Annotated in this window: 20 protein-coding genes; 7 read left to right on the forward strand and 13 right to left on the reverse strand. The window is 53.0% G+C overall.

The window, feature by feature from the left end; translation table 11 throughout:
* Positions 1-47 precede the first annotated feature (47 nt).
* Entirely contained in the window at positions 48-662 is a 615-nt protein-coding gene (locus tag PCI15_RS00155) for a LysE family translocator (RefSeq protein WP_271272348.1), read from the forward strand.
* 45 nt (positions 663-707) lie between these two features.
* Here PCI15_RS00155 and PCI15_RS00160 read toward each other — a convergent pair whose 3' ends face one another.
* On the reverse strand, positions 708-869 hold the full coding sequence (locus tag PCI15_RS00160; RefSeq protein ID WP_271272349.1) for a hypothetical protein: 162 nt from the start codon (positions 867-869) through the stop codon (positions 708-710).
* 74 nt (positions 870-943) lie between these two features.
* On the opposite strand from PCI15_RS00160, the gene PCI15_RS00165 reads away from it, so the two are divergent.
* Entirely contained in the window at positions 944-2692 is a 1749-nt protein-coding gene (locus PCI15_RS00165) for an ABC transporter substrate binding protein (protein WP_271272350.1), read from the forward strand.
* Between the two features lie 23 nt (positions 2693-2715).
* On the opposite strand, the gene PCI15_RS00170 is transcribed toward PCI15_RS00165, so the two are convergent.
* On the reverse strand, positions 2716-3567 hold the full coding sequence (locus PCI15_RS00170) for an SDR family oxidoreductase (RefSeq protein WP_271272351.1): 852 nt from the start codon (positions 3565-3567) through the stop codon (positions 2716-2718).
* A gap of 99 nt (positions 3568-3666) precedes the next feature.
* Between PCI15_RS00170 and PCI15_RS00175 the strand changes: the two genes are divergently transcribed.
* Positions 3667-4563: a LysR family transcriptional regulator gene (locus tag PCI15_RS00175; protein ID WP_271272352.1), complete on the forward strand. Its 897-nt coding sequence runs from the start codon at positions 3667-3669 to the stop codon at positions 4561-4563.
* A gap of 116 nt (positions 4564-4679) precedes the next feature.
* Here PCI15_RS00175 and PCI15_RS00180 read toward each other — a convergent pair whose 3' ends face one another.
* The gene (locus PCI15_RS00180) at positions 4680-4913 is read right to left on the reverse strand and encodes a hypothetical protein (RefSeq protein ID WP_271272353.1); all 234 of its coding nucleotides are present in this window, start codon (positions 4911-4913) and stop codon (positions 4680-4682) included.
* Between the two features lie 401 nt (positions 4914-5314).
* On the opposite strand from PCI15_RS00180, the gene PCI15_RS00185 reads away from it, so the two are divergent.
* On the forward strand, positions 5315-6079 hold the full coding sequence (locus PCI15_RS00185; protein WP_271272354.1) for a TSUP family transporter: 765 nt from the start codon (positions 5315-5317) through the stop codon (positions 6077-6079).
* Between the two features lie 105 nt (positions 6080-6184).
* Here the strand turns inward: PCI15_RS00185 and PCI15_RS00190 are convergent, their stop codons facing one another.
* The 5 genes from PCI15_RS00190 to PCI15_RS00210 all read right to left on the reverse strand — a co-directional run bounded on the left by PCI15_RS00190 (position 6185) and on the right by PCI15_RS00210 (position 10749).
* Positions 6185-6427, reverse strand: coding sequence for a DUF2164 domain-containing protein (locus PCI15_RS00190; RefSeq protein WP_271272355.1), 243 nt, complete (start codon positions 6425-6427; stop codon positions 6185-6187).
* A gap of 36 nt (positions 6428-6463) precedes the next feature.
* Positions 6464-7000, reverse strand: coding sequence for a D-glycero-beta-D-manno-heptose 1,7-bisphosphate 7-phosphatase (gmhB, locus tag PCI15_RS00195; protein ID WP_271272356.1), 537 nt, complete (start codon positions 6998-7000; stop codon positions 6464-6466).
* A gap of 73 nt (positions 7001-7073) precedes the next feature.
* The gene (glyS, locus tag PCI15_RS00200; RefSeq protein WP_271272357.1) at positions 7074-9146 is read right to left on the reverse strand and encodes a glycine--tRNA ligase subunit beta; all 2073 of its coding nucleotides are present in this window, start codon (positions 9144-9146) and stop codon (positions 7074-7076) included.
* Positions 9146-10120 (reverse strand): glycine--tRNA ligase subunit alpha, encoded by a 975-nt coding sequence (glyQ, locus tag PCI15_RS00205; RefSeq protein ID WP_271272358.1) that lies wholly within the window; start codon positions 10118-10120, stop codon positions 9146-9148. The genes glyS and glyQ overlap by 1 nt, the downstream gene beginning before the upstream one ends.
* Before the next feature lie 182 nt (positions 10121-10302).
* The gene (locus PCI15_RS00210; protein ID WP_271272359.1) at positions 10303-10749 is read right to left on the reverse strand and encodes a YtoQ family protein; all 447 of its coding nucleotides are present in this window, start codon (positions 10747-10749) and stop codon (positions 10303-10305) included.
* Positions 10750-10814: 65 nt separating this feature from the next.
* Here PCI15_RS00210 and PCI15_RS00215 point away from each other — a divergent pair, with 65 nt between their 5' ends.
* Entirely contained in the window at positions 10815-11738 is a 924-nt protein-coding gene (locus tag PCI15_RS00215; RefSeq protein WP_271272360.1) for a lysophospholipid acyltransferase family protein, read from the forward strand.
* Positions 11739-11794: 56 nt separating this feature from the next.
* On the opposite strand, the gene PCI15_RS00220 is transcribed toward PCI15_RS00215, so the two are convergent.
* Genes PCI15_RS00220 through def form a run of 5 tightly spaced genes read right to left on the reverse strand, consistent with a single transcriptional unit; the run spans position 11795 to position 17467 of the window.
* Positions 11795-13243, reverse strand: coding sequence for a TrkH family potassium uptake protein (locus PCI15_RS00220; RefSeq protein WP_271272361.1), 1449 nt, complete (start codon positions 13241-13243; stop codon positions 11795-11797).
* A 20-nt stretch (positions 13244-13263) separates the two neighbouring features.
* The gene (gene trkA, locus PCI15_RS00225; protein WP_271272362.1) at positions 13264-14640 is read right to left on the reverse strand and encodes a Trk system potassium transporter TrkA; all 1377 of its coding nucleotides are present in this window, start codon (positions 14638-14640) and stop codon (positions 13264-13266) included.
* Positions 14641-14668: 28 nt separating this feature from the next.
* Positions 14669-15985, reverse strand: a complete 1317-nt coding sequence (gene rsmB / locus PCI15_RS00230; protein ID WP_271272363.1) for a 16S rRNA (cytosine(967)-C(5))-methyltransferase RsmB — start codon at positions 15983-15985, stop codon at positions 14669-14671.
* 9 nt (positions 15986-15994) lie between these two features.
* A complete protein-coding gene (gene fmt / locus PCI15_RS00235; protein WP_271272364.1) occupies positions 15995-16951 on the reverse strand; it encodes a methionyl-tRNA formyltransferase in 957 nt (318 codons plus the stop codon).
* 9 nt (positions 16952-16960) lie between these two features.
* On the reverse strand, positions 16961-17467 hold the full coding sequence (gene def, locus PCI15_RS00240; protein ID WP_271272365.1) for a peptide deformylase: 507 nt from the start codon (positions 17465-17467) through the stop codon (positions 16961-16963).
* Between the two features lie 197 nt (positions 17468-17664).
* On the opposite strand from def, the gene PCI15_RS00245 reads away from it, so the two are divergent.
* Together PCI15_RS00245 and dprA are read left to right on the forward strand one after the other, a co-directional pair.
* A complete protein-coding gene (locus PCI15_RS00245) occupies positions 17665-18708 on the forward strand; it encodes a LysM peptidoglycan-binding domain-containing protein (protein WP_271272366.1) in 1044 nt (347 codons plus the stop codon).
* Positions 18709-18754: 46 nt separating this feature from the next.
* Positions 18755-19882 carry a DNA-processing protein DprA gene (gene dprA / locus PCI15_RS00250; RefSeq protein ID WP_271272367.1) on the forward strand — a complete coding sequence of 376 codons (1128 nt, stop codon included), beginning with the start codon at positions 18755-18757 and terminating at the stop codon, positions 19880-19882.
* The last annotated feature ends 141 nt before the right edge of the window (positions 19883-20023 follow it).

Raw genomic sequence — 20023 nt, forward strand, 5'->3', positions numbered from 1 at the left:
TCCGTCACAATACGGCTTTCATTTAACGCTTTTCAGGAGTTCTGGGGATGGATCTGAGTATCTGGCTGGCATTCAGTCTGGCAACCGTTGTGATTGTGATTGTGCCCGGGCCAACCAATCTGGTGATTATGACCAGTGCGCTGCAAAGCAGCCGTCAGGCGGGCTTCTGCATTGTCGGCGCGGTACTGGCACACCTGGTGTTTTTCTCGCTGATGGCACTTGGGGTACATGTGATTCTGGCGGAGTCTGCGCTGCTGTTTGAAGTGATCCGCTGGTGTGGCGTGCTGTTTCTGTTCTGGCTGGCCTGGGCGCAGTGGCGAAGCCTGAAAACAACAGAGGATTTCACCCGGAATTTCGTCGAGAAGACCCGTTTCAGAGCGCTGGCTGAAGGTTTTCTGATCAATGGTACAAACCCCAAATCATTGCTGTTTTACGGGGCCTTCTTCCCGCCGTTTATTGATCAGCAACAGAGTCTGAGCCTTCAGCTGGGGGTACTGGGCAGTACTTTTATGGGCATTTTTCTGGTGAACGCCGGATTGCATCTGTTACTGGCGCAAAAGTTACGTGAAGTGTTGCGTACGCCGAAATGGCAGGCCCGGCAAAAACGCTTTACCGCCCTGAGTTTTCTGGTACTGGGCTTGGGATTGGCTGCCGGAAAATAACCTGCGTCTATTATTTACAACACAGGGGCTTGTTATTCTGATTGTTTAAGGCGCTTTTTGCGCCTTTTTTAATGGATGAATAAAGCAAAAAAGTTGATTAAATGCGCTTAAAATCTTCAATAATGCAGTTGTTTTAAGGGTTTGTTCAGGAGTGTGTCTTTGCTGCATGTTTTGTGCAGTTTTTTCTTCATTTTTTAATGACGTCACTTTTCGCACCGTTATACTAAAGTCCTGTAGCCCAGAAAGTAGGTAGTAGTATGTGCTGGCGTGGTGTGTGTCTGATGTCTCTGTATATGGTCATTTCGGCCCATATGCTGCCGTTCGCTTCTGCTGCTGCGGCTTCCCCTGCTCTTTCTTCTGGCGCAGGTCCGGTACGGGTGCTGTATATCAATTCTTATCATCCCGGCTATGAGTGGAGTGACGGGATCCAGGCCGGTGTTCAGGAGGTCTTGGACAGTGCTGGCTATGAAACGGAGCTGACCGTTGAGTATCTTGATGCGCTGCGTTTTGATCACACACAGCTGCAAGCCTCACAGGTGCGTCTTATCAGTGCTAAGTATCAGAATTACCAGCCTGATATTATTCTGACATCCGATAACTATGCTTTCGATTTTATGAAGGAGTATCGGGAGGTTTTTTTCCCCGGCGTACCGCTGATTTTTTCCGGCTATAACAACTTTTCCATGGATGTACTCGGTAAGATGCAGGACGTGACCGGCGTGAACGAAGAAATTGATTATGCGGCTGCGATTCAGATGGCACTGTCGGTACATCCGGACACCCGTGCGCTGGCATTTCTGTTTTCAACACGTGATGTGAGCAGCCGGCGAAATTATGAAACAGCCAAGCCCGTTCTCAGGGAGCTGAGGAACGACTATGAAGTTGTTGAACTGTTGGATATGGGGCAGGCAGAGATTGCTGAACGGTTAGCGCTGATGCCGTCTGACAGCCTGCTATTTATGGCTGGACAGACTGCTGATCAGGCTGTTGGCAGGCACTATTCCAGGATTGAACACGGTGAACGCGTTGTCAGTGTGAGCCCTTTCCCTATGTATTCATTCTGGCCATTTTATCTGCAGTCAGGGGCCGTGGGTGGTCGCCTGATCACCGGTGAAGAACAAGGACGGGTGATGGCTTTAATGGCCTTGAAGGTGCTGGGCGGTGAAGATCCTGATGATATTCCGGTGATGATGACCAGCCCGACTCAGGATATATTCAATTATCCTCAGTTAAAGCGCTTTCAGATTTCGTCCGACCGCTTGCCACCGGGGGCGGTTATTCAGGATATGCCGGAAACTCTTTGGGTTAAATACCGTTTATGGTTGATAGCAGGCCTGATTTTCCTGGCTGTTCAAAGCATGCTGATCTTGATGCTTTACCGGAATATCCGGGCCCGGAAAAAGGCGATTGCAGCGCTGTTTCATGAACGCTCCCAGCTGGAAAGCCGTGTGTCTGAACGCACTGAAGCGCTGCAGAAGGCCAATTTGCGGCTCAAGAAGATTTCCATGGAGGACGGGCTGACCGGGCTGGCAAACCGTCGCTATCTTGATCAGGCACTGGGCAGAGAGGTCGTCCGCCGCGACCGGCATGCTGCTGAATTGTCTCTTATGCTGATTGATATCGACTATTTCAAGCAATTTAATGACATTTATGGTCATCTTGAAGGTGATGCCTGCTTGCAGGAAGTGGCACTGGCGTTACAGGAAACCTGTGTGCGTGACAGCGATATAGTGGCGCGTTTTGGCGGTGAGGAGTTTGTCATCGTGATGCCAAATACGGGCTATAGCGGCGGGCAAAGGGTCGCCGGAAAAGTCATGCAGCAGGTGGCGAGCCTGGATATTTACCATAGTGGGTCCGATATCAGTGAACGGCTGACGGTGTCTGTCGGTATGGTAACAGTACCGGCAGATATCAGTTTGACGCAGCATGCCATCATCGAACTAGCGGATGAGCAGCTGTATCTTGCCAAGGGAACCGGCCGGAACCGTATCTGCGCCTGTCTGGCCGGAGGTAATCAGGTAACTGCCTGAGCAGTTACCTGCCGTGCTGCTGTTCAGCTCAGAGCCGCCTGAACAGTGTCTTCCGCCGGTGTTGTTGGCCGGCCGATCAGTGCCTGCAACTGTTTGCTGTCATCAAACAGCCAGCCTTCAGCTGCCCCGCTCTCCGCGTTGGCCAGCAGTGCCGCGAAACCTTCCGGCAGCCCTGCCTGAACAAGCCCCCGGGTAAAGTCTGTTTCGCTCAGGTTCTGAAAACTGACCTGAGTGCCACTTTGCCGACTCAGCAGTGCGGCGAATTCTGCTAGGCTGAAGCTGTGGTCGCCTGCCAGTTCATAGACCTTACCTGCCTGGTTATCGGTGGTCAGTACCGTTGCTGCGGCAGTTGCATAATCATGGCGGCTGGCGGTGGAGAAACGTCCCTCAGCCGCACAGCCAAACAGTTGCTTCATTTCCAGCATGACCGGAATACTCATGGTGTAGTTTTCGGTATACCAGCCATTGCGCAGAATGACAGTGGCAACAGACGATGCGTTTAACAGGGCTTCGGTTTGCTGATGCTCTTCTGCCAGCTGCAGCGGCGAGCGGTCGCAGTGCAGGATGCTGGTATACGCGAGTAACTGTACACCGGCCTCTTCAGCCGCGTGGATGACCGCCTGATGCTGAGGAACCCGCTGACCAACCGCGCTGGAAGAAATCAGCAGGACCTTTTCTGCGCCTGCAAAGGCTTTTGTCAGCGTGGCGGGCTGATCATAGTCTGCCTGCCGGAGTTGAATGCCGAGTGCTGCCAGTTCTCCTGCAGTTTCCGGATTACGTACCGTCGCGACAATGTTTTCAGCGGCGGTGCGCAGTAATAATTCTTCGATAACCAGCCGGCCCAGCTGGCCATTTGCGCCTGTAACAACAATCATCCTGTGACTCCTTTGAATAGCTTATTGCGAATGATGACCAGTATGGGAAATAATGATTGTCATGATTAGATGGCTAAAAGAAGATAGATTGATCGGAATATGGGTACATTTGATTTGAACCGTCTTAAGTTACTGGCGGTATTTGTTGAGGTGGTCTCCTGTGGCAGCTTCGCAGCGGCAGCCCGTAAACTGCGCAGCAGCCGGTCCAGGGTCAGTGAACAGGTGGCACAGCTGGAAAACAGTCTGGGGGTGCGTTTACTGAACCGTACGACCCGGCAGCTGAGTATGACGATGGAAGGCCGCGAGGTATTTGCCCGGGCCAGTGATCTGCCGGGGATTCTTGCGGATGTGGAGGTTGCCAGCAGCCAGGAAGTTGCCCGTGGCAGGGTTGCCCTGACCGTTAATCATGATATCGCCATTGCCCGGCTGCTGCCTGCGCTGGAAAGTTTTCAGCAGCGTTATCCCCGGGTCCAGCTGGATCTGGTGCTTTGTGATGATCCTCTGGATCTGATAGCGGAACAGATTGATGTGGCTATACGGGTGGGCGTTCCCCGGGATGATTCTCTGATCATGCGGCCGCTGTTTGAGGACCGTATGCAGCTATTTGCCTCTCCTGATTATGTGGCGCTGCAGGGGGAGCCCCGTTCTTTAAGTGAATTGGAAGTGCGCCGTTGGATCATGTTGCAGCAGGCAAGCCCGGTGGCAGAGGTCAGTCTCTATCAGGGCGATCAGCCGGTCAGTTTTTGCCCTCAGAATTACCATATGTGTAACTCTCCCCTGATGGCGCAGCGCATGGTGCTTGCTGGATTAGGTGTCGGGTGTTTGCTGCCTTCAACGGTTGCGGATGAACTGGCGGCCGGGCGTTTGGTCAGGTTAATGCCGGCGCTTCAGGGTGAGGCTTTGCAGTTTTCGCTGGTGTATCCGTCCCGCCGACAGATGCCGTTGCGTACCCGTTGCCTGATTGAGCATTTGCTGGCGGCCAGACTGTTTGCCTGAAAAACAAAAGCCCCGTTGCCTTATATCCTGTGGTGCAACAGGTATCGGCAGCAGGGCTTTTTAGGGGATGCAGCCCTGAGGGGATCGGGGGCTGCAAATTCTGTGTTGCTCAGTACTCAGTGAATGTTCTTGAAGAACTGAGTCTTTGGGCGCGCAACGTTCGGGTTAAGGTCAACGTTAAACAGCTTAGCGGCGCTGCTCAGACGGTTGATTACCTTTTGCTTACGCAGTTGACGGTCTTCCTTCTTTTGCAGGTCTTTGTATTCAGCAGAAATGCGCAGGAAGTAGTCTTTTTCAGTTTCGCCAACCAGTGGGAAGCTGTCTTTCATGAAGTTATCGAAGTTAATCATCTTGGTATCACTCAAAATAGGCTGTTAAAGGTACTGTTTGCCCGGATCACTTGAGCTTTTCAGTTGCAGGCATCATAGGCCTCTCCCGGTGCTTAAACAAACGACACTTTTTCACGCCACAGATGAATAAATGTATTCATTTCAGATTATCTTATGTGAACCTTTAGGCCTGTTTATGGGTATACGGGCTGTATTAGGCCAATAAGTCGCCTTTTTAGCCTAATTGTCTGATTTTTAATGATGAATAATACGGGGCATTGCAGAGGAGAGTTTTAATACGCTTGTCATCTTTACCTGCTTAGTCTCTTACCGTTTGATGCAGATCATTTTTTCCGTGCAATCGCCGTACAGACAGATAGACTTACTCTCCCTGTGTAAGACTGGCTGCCGAGGAAGATCAGATGGAATTTGATGCGCTGTTGCTGTTGTTACTGTTTGCTACCGGACTGGTGGCAGGTTTTGTGGACAGTATTGCCGGTGGTGGCGGTCTGATTGCCCTGCCCGTATTGCTTTCGACCGGGATGCCTCCGCTGATGGCGCTGGGGACAAACAAACTGCAGGGAAGCTTCGGAACACTTGCTGCCTCGGTGTACTTTATCCGTAAACGGCTGGTGAACCTCCGGCAAATGCGGCTGATGATCCTGATGACATTTGTAGGCGCGATGGCCGGTACGCTGCTGGTGCAGCAGATTGATGCGTCAGTGCTGGCGCTTATTATGCCCGGCCTGCTGGTGTTAATGGCACTCTACTTCATGTTTTCGAAGAAAGTACAGGATGGCGATACCGACCGCCGCCTGGGTCCCCTCGCTTTCGCCCTGAGCTGTACAACTATTGTGGGCTTTTATGACGGTTTTTTTGGTCCGGGCACCGGGTCTTTTTTCGTCATCGCTTTTGTGGCGTTGGCCGGTTACAGCCTTCCCAAAGCTACCGCTAATACTAAAATTCTCAATTTCACCTCAAATATCGCCTCGCTGATCTTCTTTGCCGTGGGCGGCCAGGTGGTCTGGATGGTGGGGCTGCTGATGGCCTGCGGACAGATAATTGGCGGCTTCCTGGGGGCCCGTGTCGTGGTGAATAAAGGTACCGGCTGGATCAGGCCTCTGATTGTTACCATGACCCTTGGGATGTCTGCAAAACTGATTGCTGATCAGTTTGGTTTTCTATAATGTAATTACTCACTAACCTATAACTTGCTGTAAAGCATATAGATTAATTTTTATCTGAGAACGGTTTAATTTTGCCGTTAGTATGCACTAACACTGGGTTGGCTCTCAGGTTATTCTGCTCATTTCATCGATTGCATCGGTAATATCCATCGTCCTTTGGGTAACGATTTGCTGAGCATCTTCCAGTGCTTTGTTGTAGTAGTGGTTGCCAATATTGTCAGAAATAAAGTCCAGAAAAAACTCTGCTTCGAATTGCCCCAGTTCCAGGTCCAGCTCATCTTCACAGTATTTTTTTAGCTTGCTCAGAATGACTTCCTTCTGTTCTTTGTCGAACTTTATCGCTGTCATGTTTAATTCCTTTTAGGTTTCACGTGAAACACCGGTTTAGCCGGTGATGATGTCTACGGCGCTGTTGAGGTTCTCACAGACAGCAGTGCGGTCCGGTAAGCCGCCTTTTTCCAGTGTGCGCTCACCTTTGCCCGTTTTGACCAGAAGTGCTTTGCAGCCTGCAGCGACGCCTGCCTGCAAATCCCGTAATGAGTCCCCTACCACGTAAACGCTCTGAGCGCGGATTTGAGGGTATTTACTGAGGATGTTCTCAATCATGCCCGGTAATGGCTTGCGGCAGTTGCAGCCATCGTCAGGGCCGTGTGGGCAGTGTTCTATATGGGTTATGCTGCCACCCGCTTCGGTGACCAGTGAGGTCATTTTGTCGTGCATGGCTGTCAGGGTTTCAGGCGTGAAGTAGCCTCTTGCAAGGCCGGACTGGTTGGTGGCTACACAGATATCAAAGCCAGCTTTACTCAGAGTGGCGATGGCTTCAATGCTGCCAGGTATCGGCTGCCATTCATCAACGGTTTTAATGTAGTTGTCGGAGTCGAAATTAATCACGCCGTCACGGTCGAGGATAACGAGTTTCATGTGAGTCCTGAATCTGGGCAATAAAAAAGCCAGTTGGTATGAGCAACTGGCTTGGTATTTTAAGTGGGCCTGATCAGCCTAGCAAAGAGATGTCTGCAACGCCAAGGAACAGGTTGCGCAGCTGGCCCAGCAGTGCAAGGCGGTTGTTGCGTACCGCTTCGTCGTCAGCCATAACCATGACATCGTCGAAGAAGGTATCAACCGCACTGCGCAGGTCGGCCAGTTGTTCCAGTACTGCCTTAAAGTCGCCTTCAGCAAACAGTGGCGCCAGTGCCAGTTGCTTATCAGAAACGGCGGTTGCCAGTGCTTTTTCTGCGTCTTCCTGCAGCAGCTCCAGTTTAACAGGCTGGGTATCTGTAACACCCTGCTTGCTGAGGATGTTGGATACGCGCTTGTTGGCAGCCGCCAGTGCGGCTGCTTCTTCCAGTGTCTGGAAGTGGTTTACGGCCTTAACGCGCTGATCGAATTCCAGTGGTTTGGTTGGCTTAACGGCCAGTACCGACAGGAATACTTCGGCAGCGATGTTTTCGTCGTCATACTTGGCGCGGAAGCGTTCCAGCATGAAGTTGAGGACTTTCTCTTCCAGGCCGTCTGCTGCCGGCAGGTCTTTGTGATTGCTGACAGCAACGCTGATCAGGTCACGCAGGTCCAGGTTCAGTTCACGCTCAACGATAATCCGCAGTACGCCAAGGGAAGCGCGGCGAAGTGCGAACGGGTCTTTGGAACCGGTTGGCGGCTGGTTAATCCCGAACAGGCCGGTCAGGGTGTCAAGGCGATCCGCCAGTGCGACAGCAATGCCGGGCTCTGTTTGTGGCAGTTTATCACCGGCAAAACGTGGCATGTATTGTTCGTTCTGCGCTTTGGCGACTGCTTCATCTTCGCCGTCATTCAGGGCGTAGTGGTAACCCATCAGGCCTTGCAGGTCGGTGAATTCGAAGACCATGTCGGTCATCAGGTCGGTCTTTGCCAGCATGGCAGCGCGTTCTGCTTTAGCCTGATCCTGGTCCAGCGTAGCGGCGATGTGTTTAGCCAGGGCTGCTACACGCACGGCCTTGTCATGCAAGGTGCCGAGATCTTTCTGGAAAATAATGCTGTTCAGTTTTTCGATGCGTGACTCAAGCGTTTGCTTTTTGTCGGTTTCGAAGAAGAATGCAGCATCGGCCAGGCGTGGGCGGATAACTTTCTCGTTACCTTCGATCACTTTGGCCGGATCCTTGGATTCGATGTTGGCGATGGTGACGAAGTACGGCAGCAACTGCCCTTCTGTATCCGTGACGTGGAAGTACTTCTGATGCTCTTTCATTGAGCTGATTACTGCCTGTGAAGGTACTTCAAGGAAGCGTTCGTCAAAGCGACCGGTCAGTGCAACTGGCCATTCATTCAGGGCAGTTACTTCGTCCAGCAAGTCGTCATCAATCTGTATAACGGCGTTGATTTTCTCGCCTTCTGCCAGAACCTGGGCACGGATTTTTTCGCGGCGCTCTTCAAAGTCAGCGATGACTTTACCGACGCTTTCCAGGTTTTCCAGATATTCGTTAGCGCTGTTCAGTTCGATGGCTTCATTGTGGTGGAAGCGGTGGCCCATCGTGGAGCGGCCAGCCTGCAGGCCAAAAACCTCACCTTCAATGACCTGATCCCCCAGCAGCATTACCAGCCACTTAGTTGGGCGGACAAACTCAGTCCGTGATGCACCCCAGCGCATACGCTTAGGGATAGGCAGTTTCTGAATAGCGTTTTCAGCAATGGCAGACAGTTCGCTGACCAGAGGCTTGGCCGGTGTTTCCTGACGGAAGCCCATCTTGCCGTCAACCTCTTCCAGTTGCTCGACAGTTGCGCCGCATTTTTTGGCAAAGCCCTGCAGTGCTTTTGACGGATTACCCTCTTCATCATAAGCGATGCGGGCCGGCGGGCCCTGCATGAAGAAGCTGCTGCTTGGCACTTCCGTTTGCAGGTTGCTGATCTGAACGGCCAGACGGCGTGGTGCTGCGTACGCTTTCACATCGTCGTCGTTAAAGGCGGTTTGCTTACCAAACTGTTCCTGGATGCCGTTGCAGATTTCCTGTTTCAGCGCGTTAGAGAGTGACAGTAAGGCTGCCGGTGGTAACTCTTCTGTTCCCAGTTCAATTAAGAAATCCTGAGTGGCCATTACTTGCTCTCCTCTTCGCTGGCGGCGAGTACTTCGTTACGGATGGCTTCGGAGGCCATCGGGAAGCCCAGTGCTTTACGGGCATCGTAATAGGCGTGTGCCACTTCACGGGCCAGGGTGCGAACCCGCAGAATGTAACGCTGACGCTCGGTTACAGAGATTGCGTGGCGGGCGTCCAGCAGGTTGAATGTATGAGACGCTTTCAGAACCTGTTCGTACGCTGGCAGCGGTAACGGGGTTTCAAGTTCCAGCAGCTTGCGGCACTCGCTCTCGTAGTGATCGAAGTTTTTGAACAGCATAGGTACATCGGCGTGTTCAAAGTTGTAGGTAGACTGCTCTACTTCATTCTGGTGGAAGACGTCGCCGTAGGTGACCGGGCTGCCGTCCGGGTTGTATGTCCAGATCAGGTCATAAACACTTTCTACGTCCTGAACGTACATTGCCAGACGTTCCAGGCCGTAGGTGATCTCGCCGGTGACCGGGTAGCATTCAATGCCACCGGCCTGTTGGAAGTAAGTGAACTGAGAGACTTCCATGCCGTTCAGCCATACTTCCCAGCCAAGACCCCAGGCGCCGAGTGTTGGTGACTCCCAGTTGTCCTCTACAAAGCGAACGTCATGAACCAGGGTGTCGATGCCGATGCGTTCCAGAGAGCCCAGGTACAGTTCCTGAAGGTTGTCCGGAGACGGTTTCATGACGACCTGAAACTGGTAGTAGTGTTGCAGGCGGTTGGGGTTATCACCGTAACGGCCATCGGTCGGACGACGGCTTGGCTGTACGTAAGCAGAGTTCCAGTTTTCCGGGCCGATTGAACGCAGGAATGTTGCCGGGTGGAACGTGCCTGCCCCTACTTCCATATCCAGCGGCTGTACTACAACACAACCTTTATCTGACCAGTATTCTTGCAGCGCCAGGATTAATCCCTGAAAAGTGCTGGCATCTGAACTCGCTTTGTCTGTCACGGAGATCACCATAGTCGGTTAACAGTAAAAAAATAGAGCAGGATTATACATGAATTTGCCGGGCTGATGGGGGGCAATGTGTCGTCGGCAGATAAGAATTTTCAGATTTTTACCTGTGCTGTTTATGATAGCGGTATCAGGTTTCCGTTAGTGAACAAGGTGGCCGTTGCAGCCACCCTGCAGGAAGATGTGTATCAGTAATCCAGAGTAAGATATTTCAGGATTTCGATGACTTCTTCAGTGTTCTTTGCTGTGGCATGTGCAGCCGCATCGATTTCTTTCAGTGGATGTGTCAGCTCTTCTGCATGTTCAACGATCAGAGATTTGCCCAGTGCTGCTGCCATACCTGCATCAAATGCAGCGTTCCACTGACGGTACTTATCACCAAAGCGAACGATGACAATATCGGCGCGCTGAATGGCTGTCATGTGGCGCATGCTGTTTATTTTTGCTGCTTTGTGATCCTTCCAGAAGTTGTTCTCTTCTGCTCCCAGGATCTCAACGCCACAGTCATCGCTGGAACCATGATCTGTATTTGGAGTCATCACTGTTACTGGCAGGTTCAGTTCTTTGATAGCGGTTTTAATTTTTTCACGCCAGTCAGTGTGGATTTCACCTGACAGGTATACGCTGTATTGCATTATTATGCTCCGGTCTTGTTCTAAGTTGGATTTCTTATTTCTCACCTTATCCGTCAACCATTATAATGGCTGCGAATTTTCATCTCTATGACAAAAGGTTTCACGTGAAACAATTGAAAGGTCCTTTAGCTGTCGGGTTGCTTTTTTTGCTGTCGCTACTGCCCCTCTCCATGGCGAGAAGCCTGGGTAGTTTTATCGGCCGGCGTATGAATCAGGGTACTGGCAAACCGGCCAGAAATACCCGAAAAAATATTGCTGCCTGCTTTCCTGAGCTGGATTCAGCCGGTCAGGAAGCGCTGATCAGCGCAAGCCTGGAAGAGACTGGCTGCTCGATGGGTGAGATGGGTATGTCGTGGATTTGGCAGCCGGAACGGGTGCTGGGAAAAGTGACGGCGGTACAGGGTAAAGAAGTTCTGGATGATGCGCTGGCAGAAAACCGTGGTGTTATTCTGATTGCGCCGCATATCGGTAACTGGGAAGTGCTGAACCTGTGGCTGAGTAAATACTATAAGCTGACCGCTATGTATAAGCCGCCAAAGATTAAGATGATGGATGATCTGATCCGTAAAAAGCGTGAGCGGATTGGCTCACAGCTGGCACCGGCCAATGTTAAGGGTGTCCGGATGGCCGTTAAGTGCCTGCGTAAAAATGAGATTCTGGGTATCTTGCCCGATCAGGAGCCGGATAAGTCCGGTGGTATTTTTGCACCCTTTATGGGGGTTCAGGCATTTACGATGAAGCTGTTACCTCAGCTGGCGGCACAAACCGGTGCTGTGGTTGTGTCCGGTTATGCTAAGCGTGTGGATGGCGGTTTCGAATTATTCTTCCACCATGCTGAAGGTGATATCAACAGCAAGGATCTGGATGAAGCAACCGCAGCGATGAATCAGGAAGTTGAATATTGTGTGCGCCAGGTGCCGGAACAGTATCAGTGGGAGTACCGCCGGTTTAGCCGTCGTCCTGAAGGTGATGCCGCGTTTTATAAATAACTGCCCTGCCGGGGCATTAAAAAAGGAGCCATATGGCTCCTTTTTTTATTGGCTGTTCAGCGTTTCCAGAACGCCGGTGTAAAGAGTACCAGCAAGGTAAATACTTCGAGTCGTCCCAGCAGCATGGCAAAGCACAGTACCCATTTGGCGGGGGTGTTCAGATCGCCATAGTGTACCGATACCTGACCTAGACCCGGCCCCAGGTTATTCAGTGTCGCCCCTACTGCAGACCATGCGGTAATCTGGTCCAGGCCGGTGCCTAAGAGGATTATCAGCATAATCACGAATACGATAAGGTATACCGAGAAAAAGCCCCACACGGCCTCCAGAACGCGGTCAGAGATGGGGGTCTTGCCGAGTTTGACCGGAATGACGGCGTTGGGGTGAATCAGACGGGTGATTTCCCGGGAGCCCTGCTTGAGGATCAGCAGGATGCGGATAACCTTCATGCCGCCACCGGTAGAGCCGGCACAGCCACCGGAGAACGCCGCGACGAACAGCAGGAATGGCAGCATGACCGGCCACTGGGCGAAATCGGCGGTGGCGAATCCTGTGGTGGTGGCAATGGACACTACTTCAAAGATCGCTTTACGGACAGATTCCAGCGGCGCATAGGTGTCGGTGAATACCAGTACCAGCGATGCCAGCAGGCTGATGCAGGCCAGTATGCAGAGGTAAAATTTGAATTCCGGGTCCTGCCAGTAATGGCTCAGGGAGCGCTGCCGCCAGGCGAAGAAATGCAGACCGAAGTTGACGGCAGAAATGATCATAAAGAAGATGCAGATGGCTTCGATCAGCGGGCTGTCAAAGTAGCCGATACTGGCGTCATGGGTTGAGAAACCGCCGATAGCCACGGTGGAAAAACTGTGGCTCACCGCATCGAAAAGGGTCATTCCCGCCAGCCAGTAACCCAGTGCGCAGGCAATGGTCAGAGACAGATAAATGTACCAGAGTGCCTTGGCGGTTTCGGTAATTCGCGGGGTCAGTTTACTGTCTTTTACCGGGCCTGGCGTTTCTGCACGGTACAGCTGCATGCCCCCGATGCCCAGCATCGGCAGGATAGCCACCGCCAGTACGATAATCCCCATGCCACCGAGCCACTGTAGCTGCTGCCGGTAGAAGAGGATGGCTTTGGGCAGTGCGTCGATGCCGGTAATGACAGTGGCCCCGGTAGTTGTCAGGCCGGAAAGTGATTCGAATACCGCATCCACAAAGCTCAGGGTGAGTTCTTCTGAGAGGATAAACGGGATCGAACCGAACAGGCCAAGTACCGACCAGAACAGAACGGTGATCAGGAATCCGTCGCGGGTGCGAAGGTCCTGTCTGACCTTGTAGACCGGCAGCCAGATGATAAAGCCGGTCAGCAGTGTGATCAGAAAGCCGGTCAGAAAGGCTTTGCTGGACTGACCTTCATAGAGGGTGTCGATCAGGACCGGTGGCAACATGGTGAAGCTGAAGATCATCAGCAGGATGCCAAGTATACGGAGTATCACTTTATAGTGCATAGGTCAGTGCCGTCCGGTTATCAGAAGAAGCCCAGGCCAACCTGGAAGAGGCGTTCGACTTCGCGGATTTTACGTTTGTCGATCAGGAACAGAATGACGTGATCATCGTTTTCAACCACCACGTCATCGTGGGCAATCAGTACCTGATCTTTACGGACAATGGCACCTATGGTGGTGCCGGCCGGCAGATCGATATCTTCGATTGCTTTACCGACAACCTTGGAGTTGCGTTTGTCGCCGTGAGCAACGGCTTCCAGTGCTTCTGCTGCACCGCGGCGCAGTGAATGCACGGCGGCGACGTCACCACGGCGCACGTGGGTCAGCAAGCTGCCGATGGTGGTTTGCTGTGGCGATATGGCGATGTCGATCACCCCGCCCTGCACCAGGTCTACGTATGCCGGGTTGTTGATCAGGGTCATTACAGTACGGACGCCTAAACGTTTTGCCAGCATGGAGGCCATGATGTTGGCTTCGTCGTCGTTGGTCAGGGCGCAGAATACGTCGGTGTCTTCAATATTTTCTTCCAACAGGAGATCTTTGTCGGAGGCGCTGCCATTCAGCACAATGGTGTTATCGAGCCGCTTGGCCAGATCGTGACAGCGTTTCAGGTCCCGTTCGATGATCTTTACCTGAAACTGATCTTCGATACTGCTGGCCAGCCGGGCTCCAATGTTGCCGCCGCCGGCGATAATGATGCGCTTGTACGGCCGGTCCAGACGCCGTAATTCGCTCATCACTGAGAGAATGTCTTTGGTAGCCGCGATGAAGAACACTTCATCATCCGCTTCGATGACAGTATCTCCTTTCGGAATGATCGGGCTACCCTGGCGGAAGATGGCGGCTACCCGGGTGTCGACGGATGGCATATGGGTGCGCAGAAAAGATATTTCATGGCCAACCAGTGGGCCGCCGTAATAGGCTTTAACGGCTACCAGCTGTGCCTTGCCGTCAGCAAAATCCAGTACCTGCAGTGCACCGGGATGCTCAATGAGGCGTTTGATGTGTTTGGTTACCAGCTGTTCAGGGCTGATCAGTACATCAATGGGAATCGACTTATTGCAGAATACTTCGCGGTTATGGCGCAGGTAATCGTGTTCCCGTACCCGGGCGATCTTGGTGGGGGTGTTAAACAGGGTATGGGCAAACTGACAGGCGATCATGTTGACTTCATCGCTGTTCGTCACGGCAATCAGCATGTCCGCATCCTGGGCGCCGGCCTGTTCCAGAACGCCGGGGTGTGATGCTTTACCTTCCGTTGTACGGATATCAATCCGGTCCTGTAATTCGCGCAAACGGACGATATCCGTATCAACAATGGTGATGTCGTTGGCTTCGTTGGCCAGGTTTTCCGCTAAGGTTCCGCCTACCTGCCCTGCTCCGAGAATGATGATCTTCATTACTCACTGCTACCTTTATGCTGACTTATCACTCGCCGCCGTTAACGGGGCTTTCTGTTTTGCTCAGTAATGCGTAATAGAAACCGTCGTGTCCGTCCGGTTGCGGAAACAACTGCCGTCCAAACGGACGTGCCTGGCCCCAACTGGCTTCTATGTCATGGTGTACAGCGTCTTCCTGCTGTTTCAGAAAGCGCTCTACCACCCGTTCGTTTTCCTGTGGGAAGACGGAACAGGTGGCGTAAACAAGCTTGCCGCCGGGCTGTAACATCTGCCAGCCATTTTGAAGGATGGCAAGCTGGATATCGGCCAGTGGCTTCAGATCTTCATTGCGGCGCAGGCCTTTAATGTCCGGGTGGCGGCGAATCACTCCGCTGGCAGAACAGGGGGCATCAATCAGGATGCGGTCGAACAGCTGGCCGTCCCACCAATCCTGAGAGGCTGCGTCGGCGACGACCACTTCGGCATCCAGTTGAAGGCGCTGCAGGTTTTCTTCAATGCGGCTGGCACGTTTGGCTTCCAGCTCAACCGCTACTGCTGCGCTCAGGTCCGGTTCCTGCTCCACGATATGGCAGAGTTTACCGCCCGGTGCGGCGCAGGTGTCCAGTACCCGTTGACCGGCCTTAAGATCCAGCAGTTCAGCACTCAGTTGAGCAGCTTCATCCTGAACGCTGGCAAAACCTTCATCGAATCCGGGCAGCAGATCCACATCGCAGGCTTCATCCAGCTGGATTGCCTGCATGGAATGGGCGCCCGGAAACGCGTCTATTTCGGCTTCGTCCAGCCAGTCGAGGTACTGGTCCCGGGTGCAGCGTTGCTGGTTGATCCGCAGAGTCATCGGCGGTTGCTGATTATTCTGTTCGAGGATGAATTCCCAGTGCTGCGGCCAGTTATGGCGCAGCTTATCGATCATCCATGCCGGGTGATTGAAACGAAATTCCGGTTCATTCTCCAGGGTGGCGAAGAGGCTGTCCTGTTCCCGCTGTAAGCGACGCAGTACGCCGTTCAGCAAACCTTTTGCCCAGGGTTTGTTCAGCTGTACACAGGCTTCCACCGTTTCGCCAATGCTGGCGTGGGCGGGGATGCGCATTTCCAGTAACTGATACATGCCCAGCATCAACAGGGCCTGAAGGTCCTGTTCCTGCTTCTTAAAAGGCTTTTTCAGCATGTGGTTAGTAAGCGCTTGCAAACGCGGAAGGTTTCGCAGTGTGCCGTAGCACAGTTGTTGCAACAAGCCTCTGTCCCGTTCAGCAACCCGGCTGAGGCCTTTACTGAGTTCTGTGTTCAGGGAGGCTTTTTGCAGCAGGATCGGCGTCAGGGTTTGGGCGGCAATGGCGCGGCTGTTCATATAGGTGTGTTATCCCAGCTGTGTGCCGTCTGCGAACAGGTCGCGTTTTGAGTTCAGAACCGCAGCGGCTGGCATGGCCTTGCTGCCCGGTAACTGAATGTGCAGTAATTTCAGGCTGCCTTTACCGCAGGCAACATGAATGGCTTTCTTGTCGTTGCCGATTACCGTGCCGGCAGCGGCTGTGCTGCTCTTATCGCTGATATCGGCCTGCCAGATACGCAGGGTTTCACCGTTCAGCTGAGTATAGGCAACCGGCCATGGTGAGAGGCCGCGAATTTGTCGGGCAACCGCTTCAGCGCTTTGTTTCCAGTCGATGATGCCTTCGGCTTTTTCCAGCTTGTGGGCGTAATTGGCCTGGCTGTCATCCTGAGGCTCGGCCTGCAGGCTGTCGTCTGCCAGCCCGGGCAGGCTGGCCAGCAGGGCTTCGGCACCGGTAACGGCGAGCCGGTCATGCAGTTCGCCGCTGGATTCCGCCGGGTTAATCGTGCAACTGCTTTTCAGTAACATGCCGCCGGTATCCAGGCCTTCATCCATTTGCATGATGGTCACGCCGGTTTCAGCATCTCCGGCCAGCACCGCCCGGTGAATAGGCGCCGCACCGCGCCAGCGCGGCAGCAGGGATGCATGCACATTGATACAGCCCAGACGGGGCGCTTCAAGTACTGCTTTGGGTAACAGAATGCCGTAGGCAACCACCACCATCAGGTCTGCTTCAAGGCTTTGCAGGGTTTCCAGCGCCCCTTCTTCTCTGAAGTTCAGGGGTTGGTACACATCCAGCCCGTGATCGAGGGCGACCTGTTTAACCGGGCTGGGTTTAAGCTTGCGCCCCCGCCCTGCCGGCCGGTCTGGCTGTGTGTAGACGCCAATAACCTTGTGCCCGGCATCAAGCAGTGCCTGCAGGTTGGTGGCTGCAAAGTCCGGGGTGCCGGCGAAAACTATCCGCAACCCTCTGGCTGAATCAGACATGGGTGTCCCTTATACGTGTTGGCGGTGAGCTTTTTCAAGCTTGCTGCGAATACGGTTCCGTTTCAGCGGAGACAGGTAATCAACGAACAGTTTGCCGTCCAGATGGTCGATTTCATGCTGAATGCACACGGCCAGCAGTTCGTCTGCTTCCATGGTGTACTCTTCACCGTGTTCGTTGTGGGCGGTCAGGCGTACTTTGTTCGGGCGAACGACGTTTTCATAAAAGCCCGGCACAGACAGACAGCCTTCCTGCATTTTGTCGGTTTCTGCGGTCAGAGGTTCTACCACCGGATTAATAATCACCATCGGTTCGTTTTTCTCTTCAGAGAGGTCGATGGTAATGATACGCTGGTGGACATTGACCTGCGTTGCCGCCAGGCCGATGCCCGGGGCATCGTACATGGTTTCAAACATGTCTTTGACCAGTTGGCGTAACTCGTCACTGAATTCGGTAACGGGCTCCGCAACGGTACGAAGGCGTGGATCTGGAAACTCAAGAATAGGTAATAGGGCCATAACTGCAACTGTAAAGAAATGGTTGAAATACGCGCGCTTAATCGCAAGAATCAATATTATACTGATATCGATACGCAATGCATTGTCGATACTGGGCTCAGGGTGACTAAAATCTATTAATTCAGCAGTATTGAACGTGTTTTTACATGTTTGTGACGGATTACAGGATCGACTGCTGTCAGACAAGGAATCAAAGGATGCGCCGATTTATCAGTGGTTTGCTTTGTTTGTGTTTAGCCGGCTGGTTAATGATGACCCCGGCAACAGCGGCAGATAATGGCGATATACTCGCTTTGAAAAAAGATTATCCGAAAGAATATATCGTTGTTAAGGGCGATACGCTCTGGGATATTTCTGCCCTGTTTCTTCAATCCCCATGGAAGTGGCCTGAACTGTGGGGTTTTAACCCGCAAATTGATAACCCTCATTTAATCTATCCCGGAGACCGGCTGACACTGGTGTGGATCAATGGCAAACCGCGTCTGCAACTGAGTAAGGGCATCCGTAAACTCAGCCCGAAAGCGAAAGTCAGCCTGCTGGATGATGCTATTCCTGCGATCCATCTGAAGGATATTGGCAGCTTCCTCAGTGAACATCTGGTGAAAAGCTCCGATACCCTGCTGGAGGCCCCCTATATTCTGGGCAGTACCAACAACCGTCTGGTGGCCGGTGCCGGCGACCGGGTGTATGCCCGTGGGGAACTGGTTGAGGATTATCACTACCAGAATGTTTACCGTCCCGCCCGGGAGTTCATAGATCCGGATACCGAAGAATCTTTGGGTTTTGAGTTGAGAAAGGTCGGTGAAGCCAGTGTGTTTGCCCGCAAAGAAGACATCATCTCGCTGGATTTGCTGGAAACCAACGAAGAGATTTCCAGCCTTGACCGGGTGTTCCCGAGTGAAGATAAAAGGGTGACGTCGACGTATTACCCGAGTGAGCCTGAAGGGGAAATCAACGGCCGGATTCTGTCGGTAGTCCGCGGGGTTAAACAGGCCGGTCAGTATGATGTAGTCGCAATTAACAAAGGTACCCGGGAAGGTCTGGCGACCGGTCATGTACTGTCGGTTTACACGGTTGGTGAGCTGCTGATTGATCCGGTGACAAAAGAGCCGGTTACCCTGCCGGCTGAAAAGTCCGGGTTGATGATGATTTTCAGCCCTTTTGAAAAAGTCAGTTACGCGCTGATCCTGAAAGCAACCAATGTGATTGCGGTGGGTGATGAGGTGCGTAATCCCGAGTAAGGCAATAAATTCCGGGCTGAATGCCTCCTAAGGACAGGAAATCTTCATGGACCGCTCACAACGCGACGGTATTGTTTTTACGCTGATTCCTGGGCTTGGCCGCCGTAAGTGCCATGCCCTGCTGAGGCAGTTTGGCTCAGTCTCCCGGGTGCTGGATTTATCAGCACAGGCGCTGGCAGAGCTTGGTCTGAGCAACGCCGTTTGCCAGGCTGTCACTGCTTACCGGCAAGGGGTGTTCGCCGCTGAATACCTGCAACGGGTGAGCGACTGGCTGTTTGATCCTGAGCATCATGTCATCCTCTGGGAAGATGATGATTACCCGCCTCTGTTACGTTCAATTCCTGATCCGCCACTGATTCTTTATGTCCGGGGAAATACCGACTGTCTGTATCAGCCGCAGCTGGCCATTGTCGGCAGCCGTCATGCAAGCCGGGGTGGTCTGGAGAATACCCGGCGGTTTGCCGGGGCGCTGAGTAAAGCGGGCTTTGTCATTACCAGCGGGCTGGCACTGGGCATTGATGGCCAGGCACATCAGGCGGCAGTGGATAGCCGGCGTCCGACGGTGGCTGTACTGGGCTGTGGCGTAGATGTTGTTTACCCGCGCCGGCACAGCCATCTGGCTGAGCAGATTCTGCTGCATCAGGGGGCGCTGGTGTCAGAGTTTGCGCTGGGAACAGTGCCTCTCAGTTATAACTTTCCCCAACGTAACCGGATTATCAGTGGACTGTCCGCTGGCGTTCTGGTGGTGGAGGCGGCACTGCGCAGCGGCTCACTGATTACTGCCCGTCAGGCGCTGGAACAGGGCCGTGAAGTATTTGCGCTGCCCAGTACCCTGAATAATCCTCAGGGGCATGGTTGTCATGCGCTGATACGGGAAGGGGCAACTCTGGTGGAAACCACGGCCCATATTATTGAACCCCTGAGCAGCATACTGGGGTGCTATGCACTGGAAGACAGTGACGCTGCTCTGCCGGAAACCCGCCGCACAGAAGCTGTCAGTGGGCTGGATACCGAATTGCAGGCGCTGTTGATACTGGTTGGCTATGAAGTGACTCCTCTGGATTATCTGGTAGAACAATCAGGTCTGCCAGCCGGGGATATCATGGCGAAGCTGGTCGGGCTGGAATTACAGGGGCTGATCGAAAACCGGCCGGACGGATATCTGCGGCTGTAGCATCATCCGAACAGCGGCTGGGAACCCGGATGCCGAACACAGTTTTGATTGATAAATCGCCGCAATTAGAGTAATTTTCTGGCCTTTTCCGGCCAGTATTCTGCCGTTGTTCGGCGTTATAGTTACAATGACCACAGGATA

Origin of the sequence: Aliamphritea hakodatensis (genome assembly GCF_024347195.1) — a bacterium.
GTDB lineage: Bacteria > Pseudomonadota > Gammaproteobacteria > Pseudomonadales > Balneatricaceae > Amphritea > Amphritea hakodatensis.

Excerpts from the sequence above, each read along its gene's own strand:
- PCI15_RS00155 (WP_271272348.1), top strand. The coding sequence starts at position 48 with ATGGATCTGAGTATCTGGCTGGCATTCAGTCTGGCAACCGTTGTGATT.
- PCI15_RS00165 (WP_271272350.1), top strand. The coding sequence starts at position 944 with ATGTCTCTGTATATGGTCATTTCGGCCCATATGCTGCCGTTCGCTTCT.
- PCI15_RS00170 (WP_271272351.1), bottom strand. The coding sequence starts at position 3,567 with ATGATTGTTGTTACAGGCGCAAATGGCCAGCTGGGCCGGCTGGTTATC.
- PCI15_RS00175 (WP_271272352.1), top strand. The coding sequence starts at position 3,667 with ATGGGTACATTTGATTTGAACCGTCTTAAGTTACTGGCGGTATTTGTT.
- PCI15_RS00180 (WP_271272353.1), bottom strand. The coding sequence starts at position 4,913 with ATGATTAACTTCGATAACTTCATGAAAGACAGCTTCCCACTGGTTGGC.
- PCI15_RS00185 (WP_271272354.1), top strand. The coding sequence starts at position 5,315 with ATGGAATTTGATGCGCTGTTGCTGTTGTTACTGTTTGCTACCGGACTG.
- PCI15_RS00190 (WP_271272355.1), bottom strand. The coding sequence starts at position 6,427 with ATGACAGCGATAAAGTTCGACAAAGAACAGAAGGAAGTCATTCTGAGC.
- gmhB (WP_271272356.1), bottom strand. The coding sequence starts at position 7,000 with ATGAAACTCGTTATCCTCGACCGTGACGGCGTGATTAATTTCGACTCC.
- glyS (WP_271272357.1), bottom strand. The coding sequence starts at position 9,146 with ATGGCCACTCAGGATTTCTTAATTGAACTGGGAACAGAAGAGTTACCA.
- glyQ (WP_271272358.1), bottom strand. The coding sequence starts at position 10,120 with ATGGTGATCTCCGTGACAGACAAAGCGAGTTCAGATGCCAGCACTTTT.
- PCI15_RS00210 (WP_271272359.1), bottom strand. The coding sequence starts at position 10,749 with ATGCAATACAGCGTATACCTGTCAGGTGAAATCCACACTGACTGGCGT.
- PCI15_RS00215 (WP_271272360.1), top strand. The coding sequence starts at position 10,815 with ATGGCTGCGAATTTTCATCTCTATGACAAAAGGTTTCACGTGAAACAA.
- PCI15_RS00220 (WP_271272361.1), bottom strand. The coding sequence starts at position 13,243 with ATGCACTATAAAGTGATACTCCGTATACTTGGCATCCTGCTGATGATC.
- trkA (WP_271272362.1), bottom strand. The coding sequence starts at position 14,640 with ATGAAGATCATCATTCTCGGAGCAGGGCAGGTAGGCGGAACCTTAGCG.
- rsmB (WP_271272363.1), bottom strand. The coding sequence starts at position 15,985 with ATGAACAGCCGCGCCATTGCCGCCCAAACCCTGACGCCGATCCTGCTG.
- fmt (WP_271272364.1), bottom strand. The coding sequence starts at position 16,951 with ATGTCTGATTCAGCCAGAGGGTTGCGGATAGTTTTCGCCGGCACCCCG.
- def (WP_271272365.1), bottom strand. The coding sequence starts at position 17,467 with ATGGCCCTATTACCTATTCTTGAGTTTCCAGATCCACGCCTTCGTACC.
- PCI15_RS00245 (WP_271272366.1), top strand. The coding sequence starts at position 17,665 with ATGCGCCGATTTATCAGTGGTTTGCTTTGTTTGTGTTTAGCCGGCTGG.
- dprA (WP_271272367.1), top strand. The coding sequence starts at position 18,755 with ATGGACCGCTCACAACGCGACGGTATTGTTTTTACGCTGATTCCTGGG.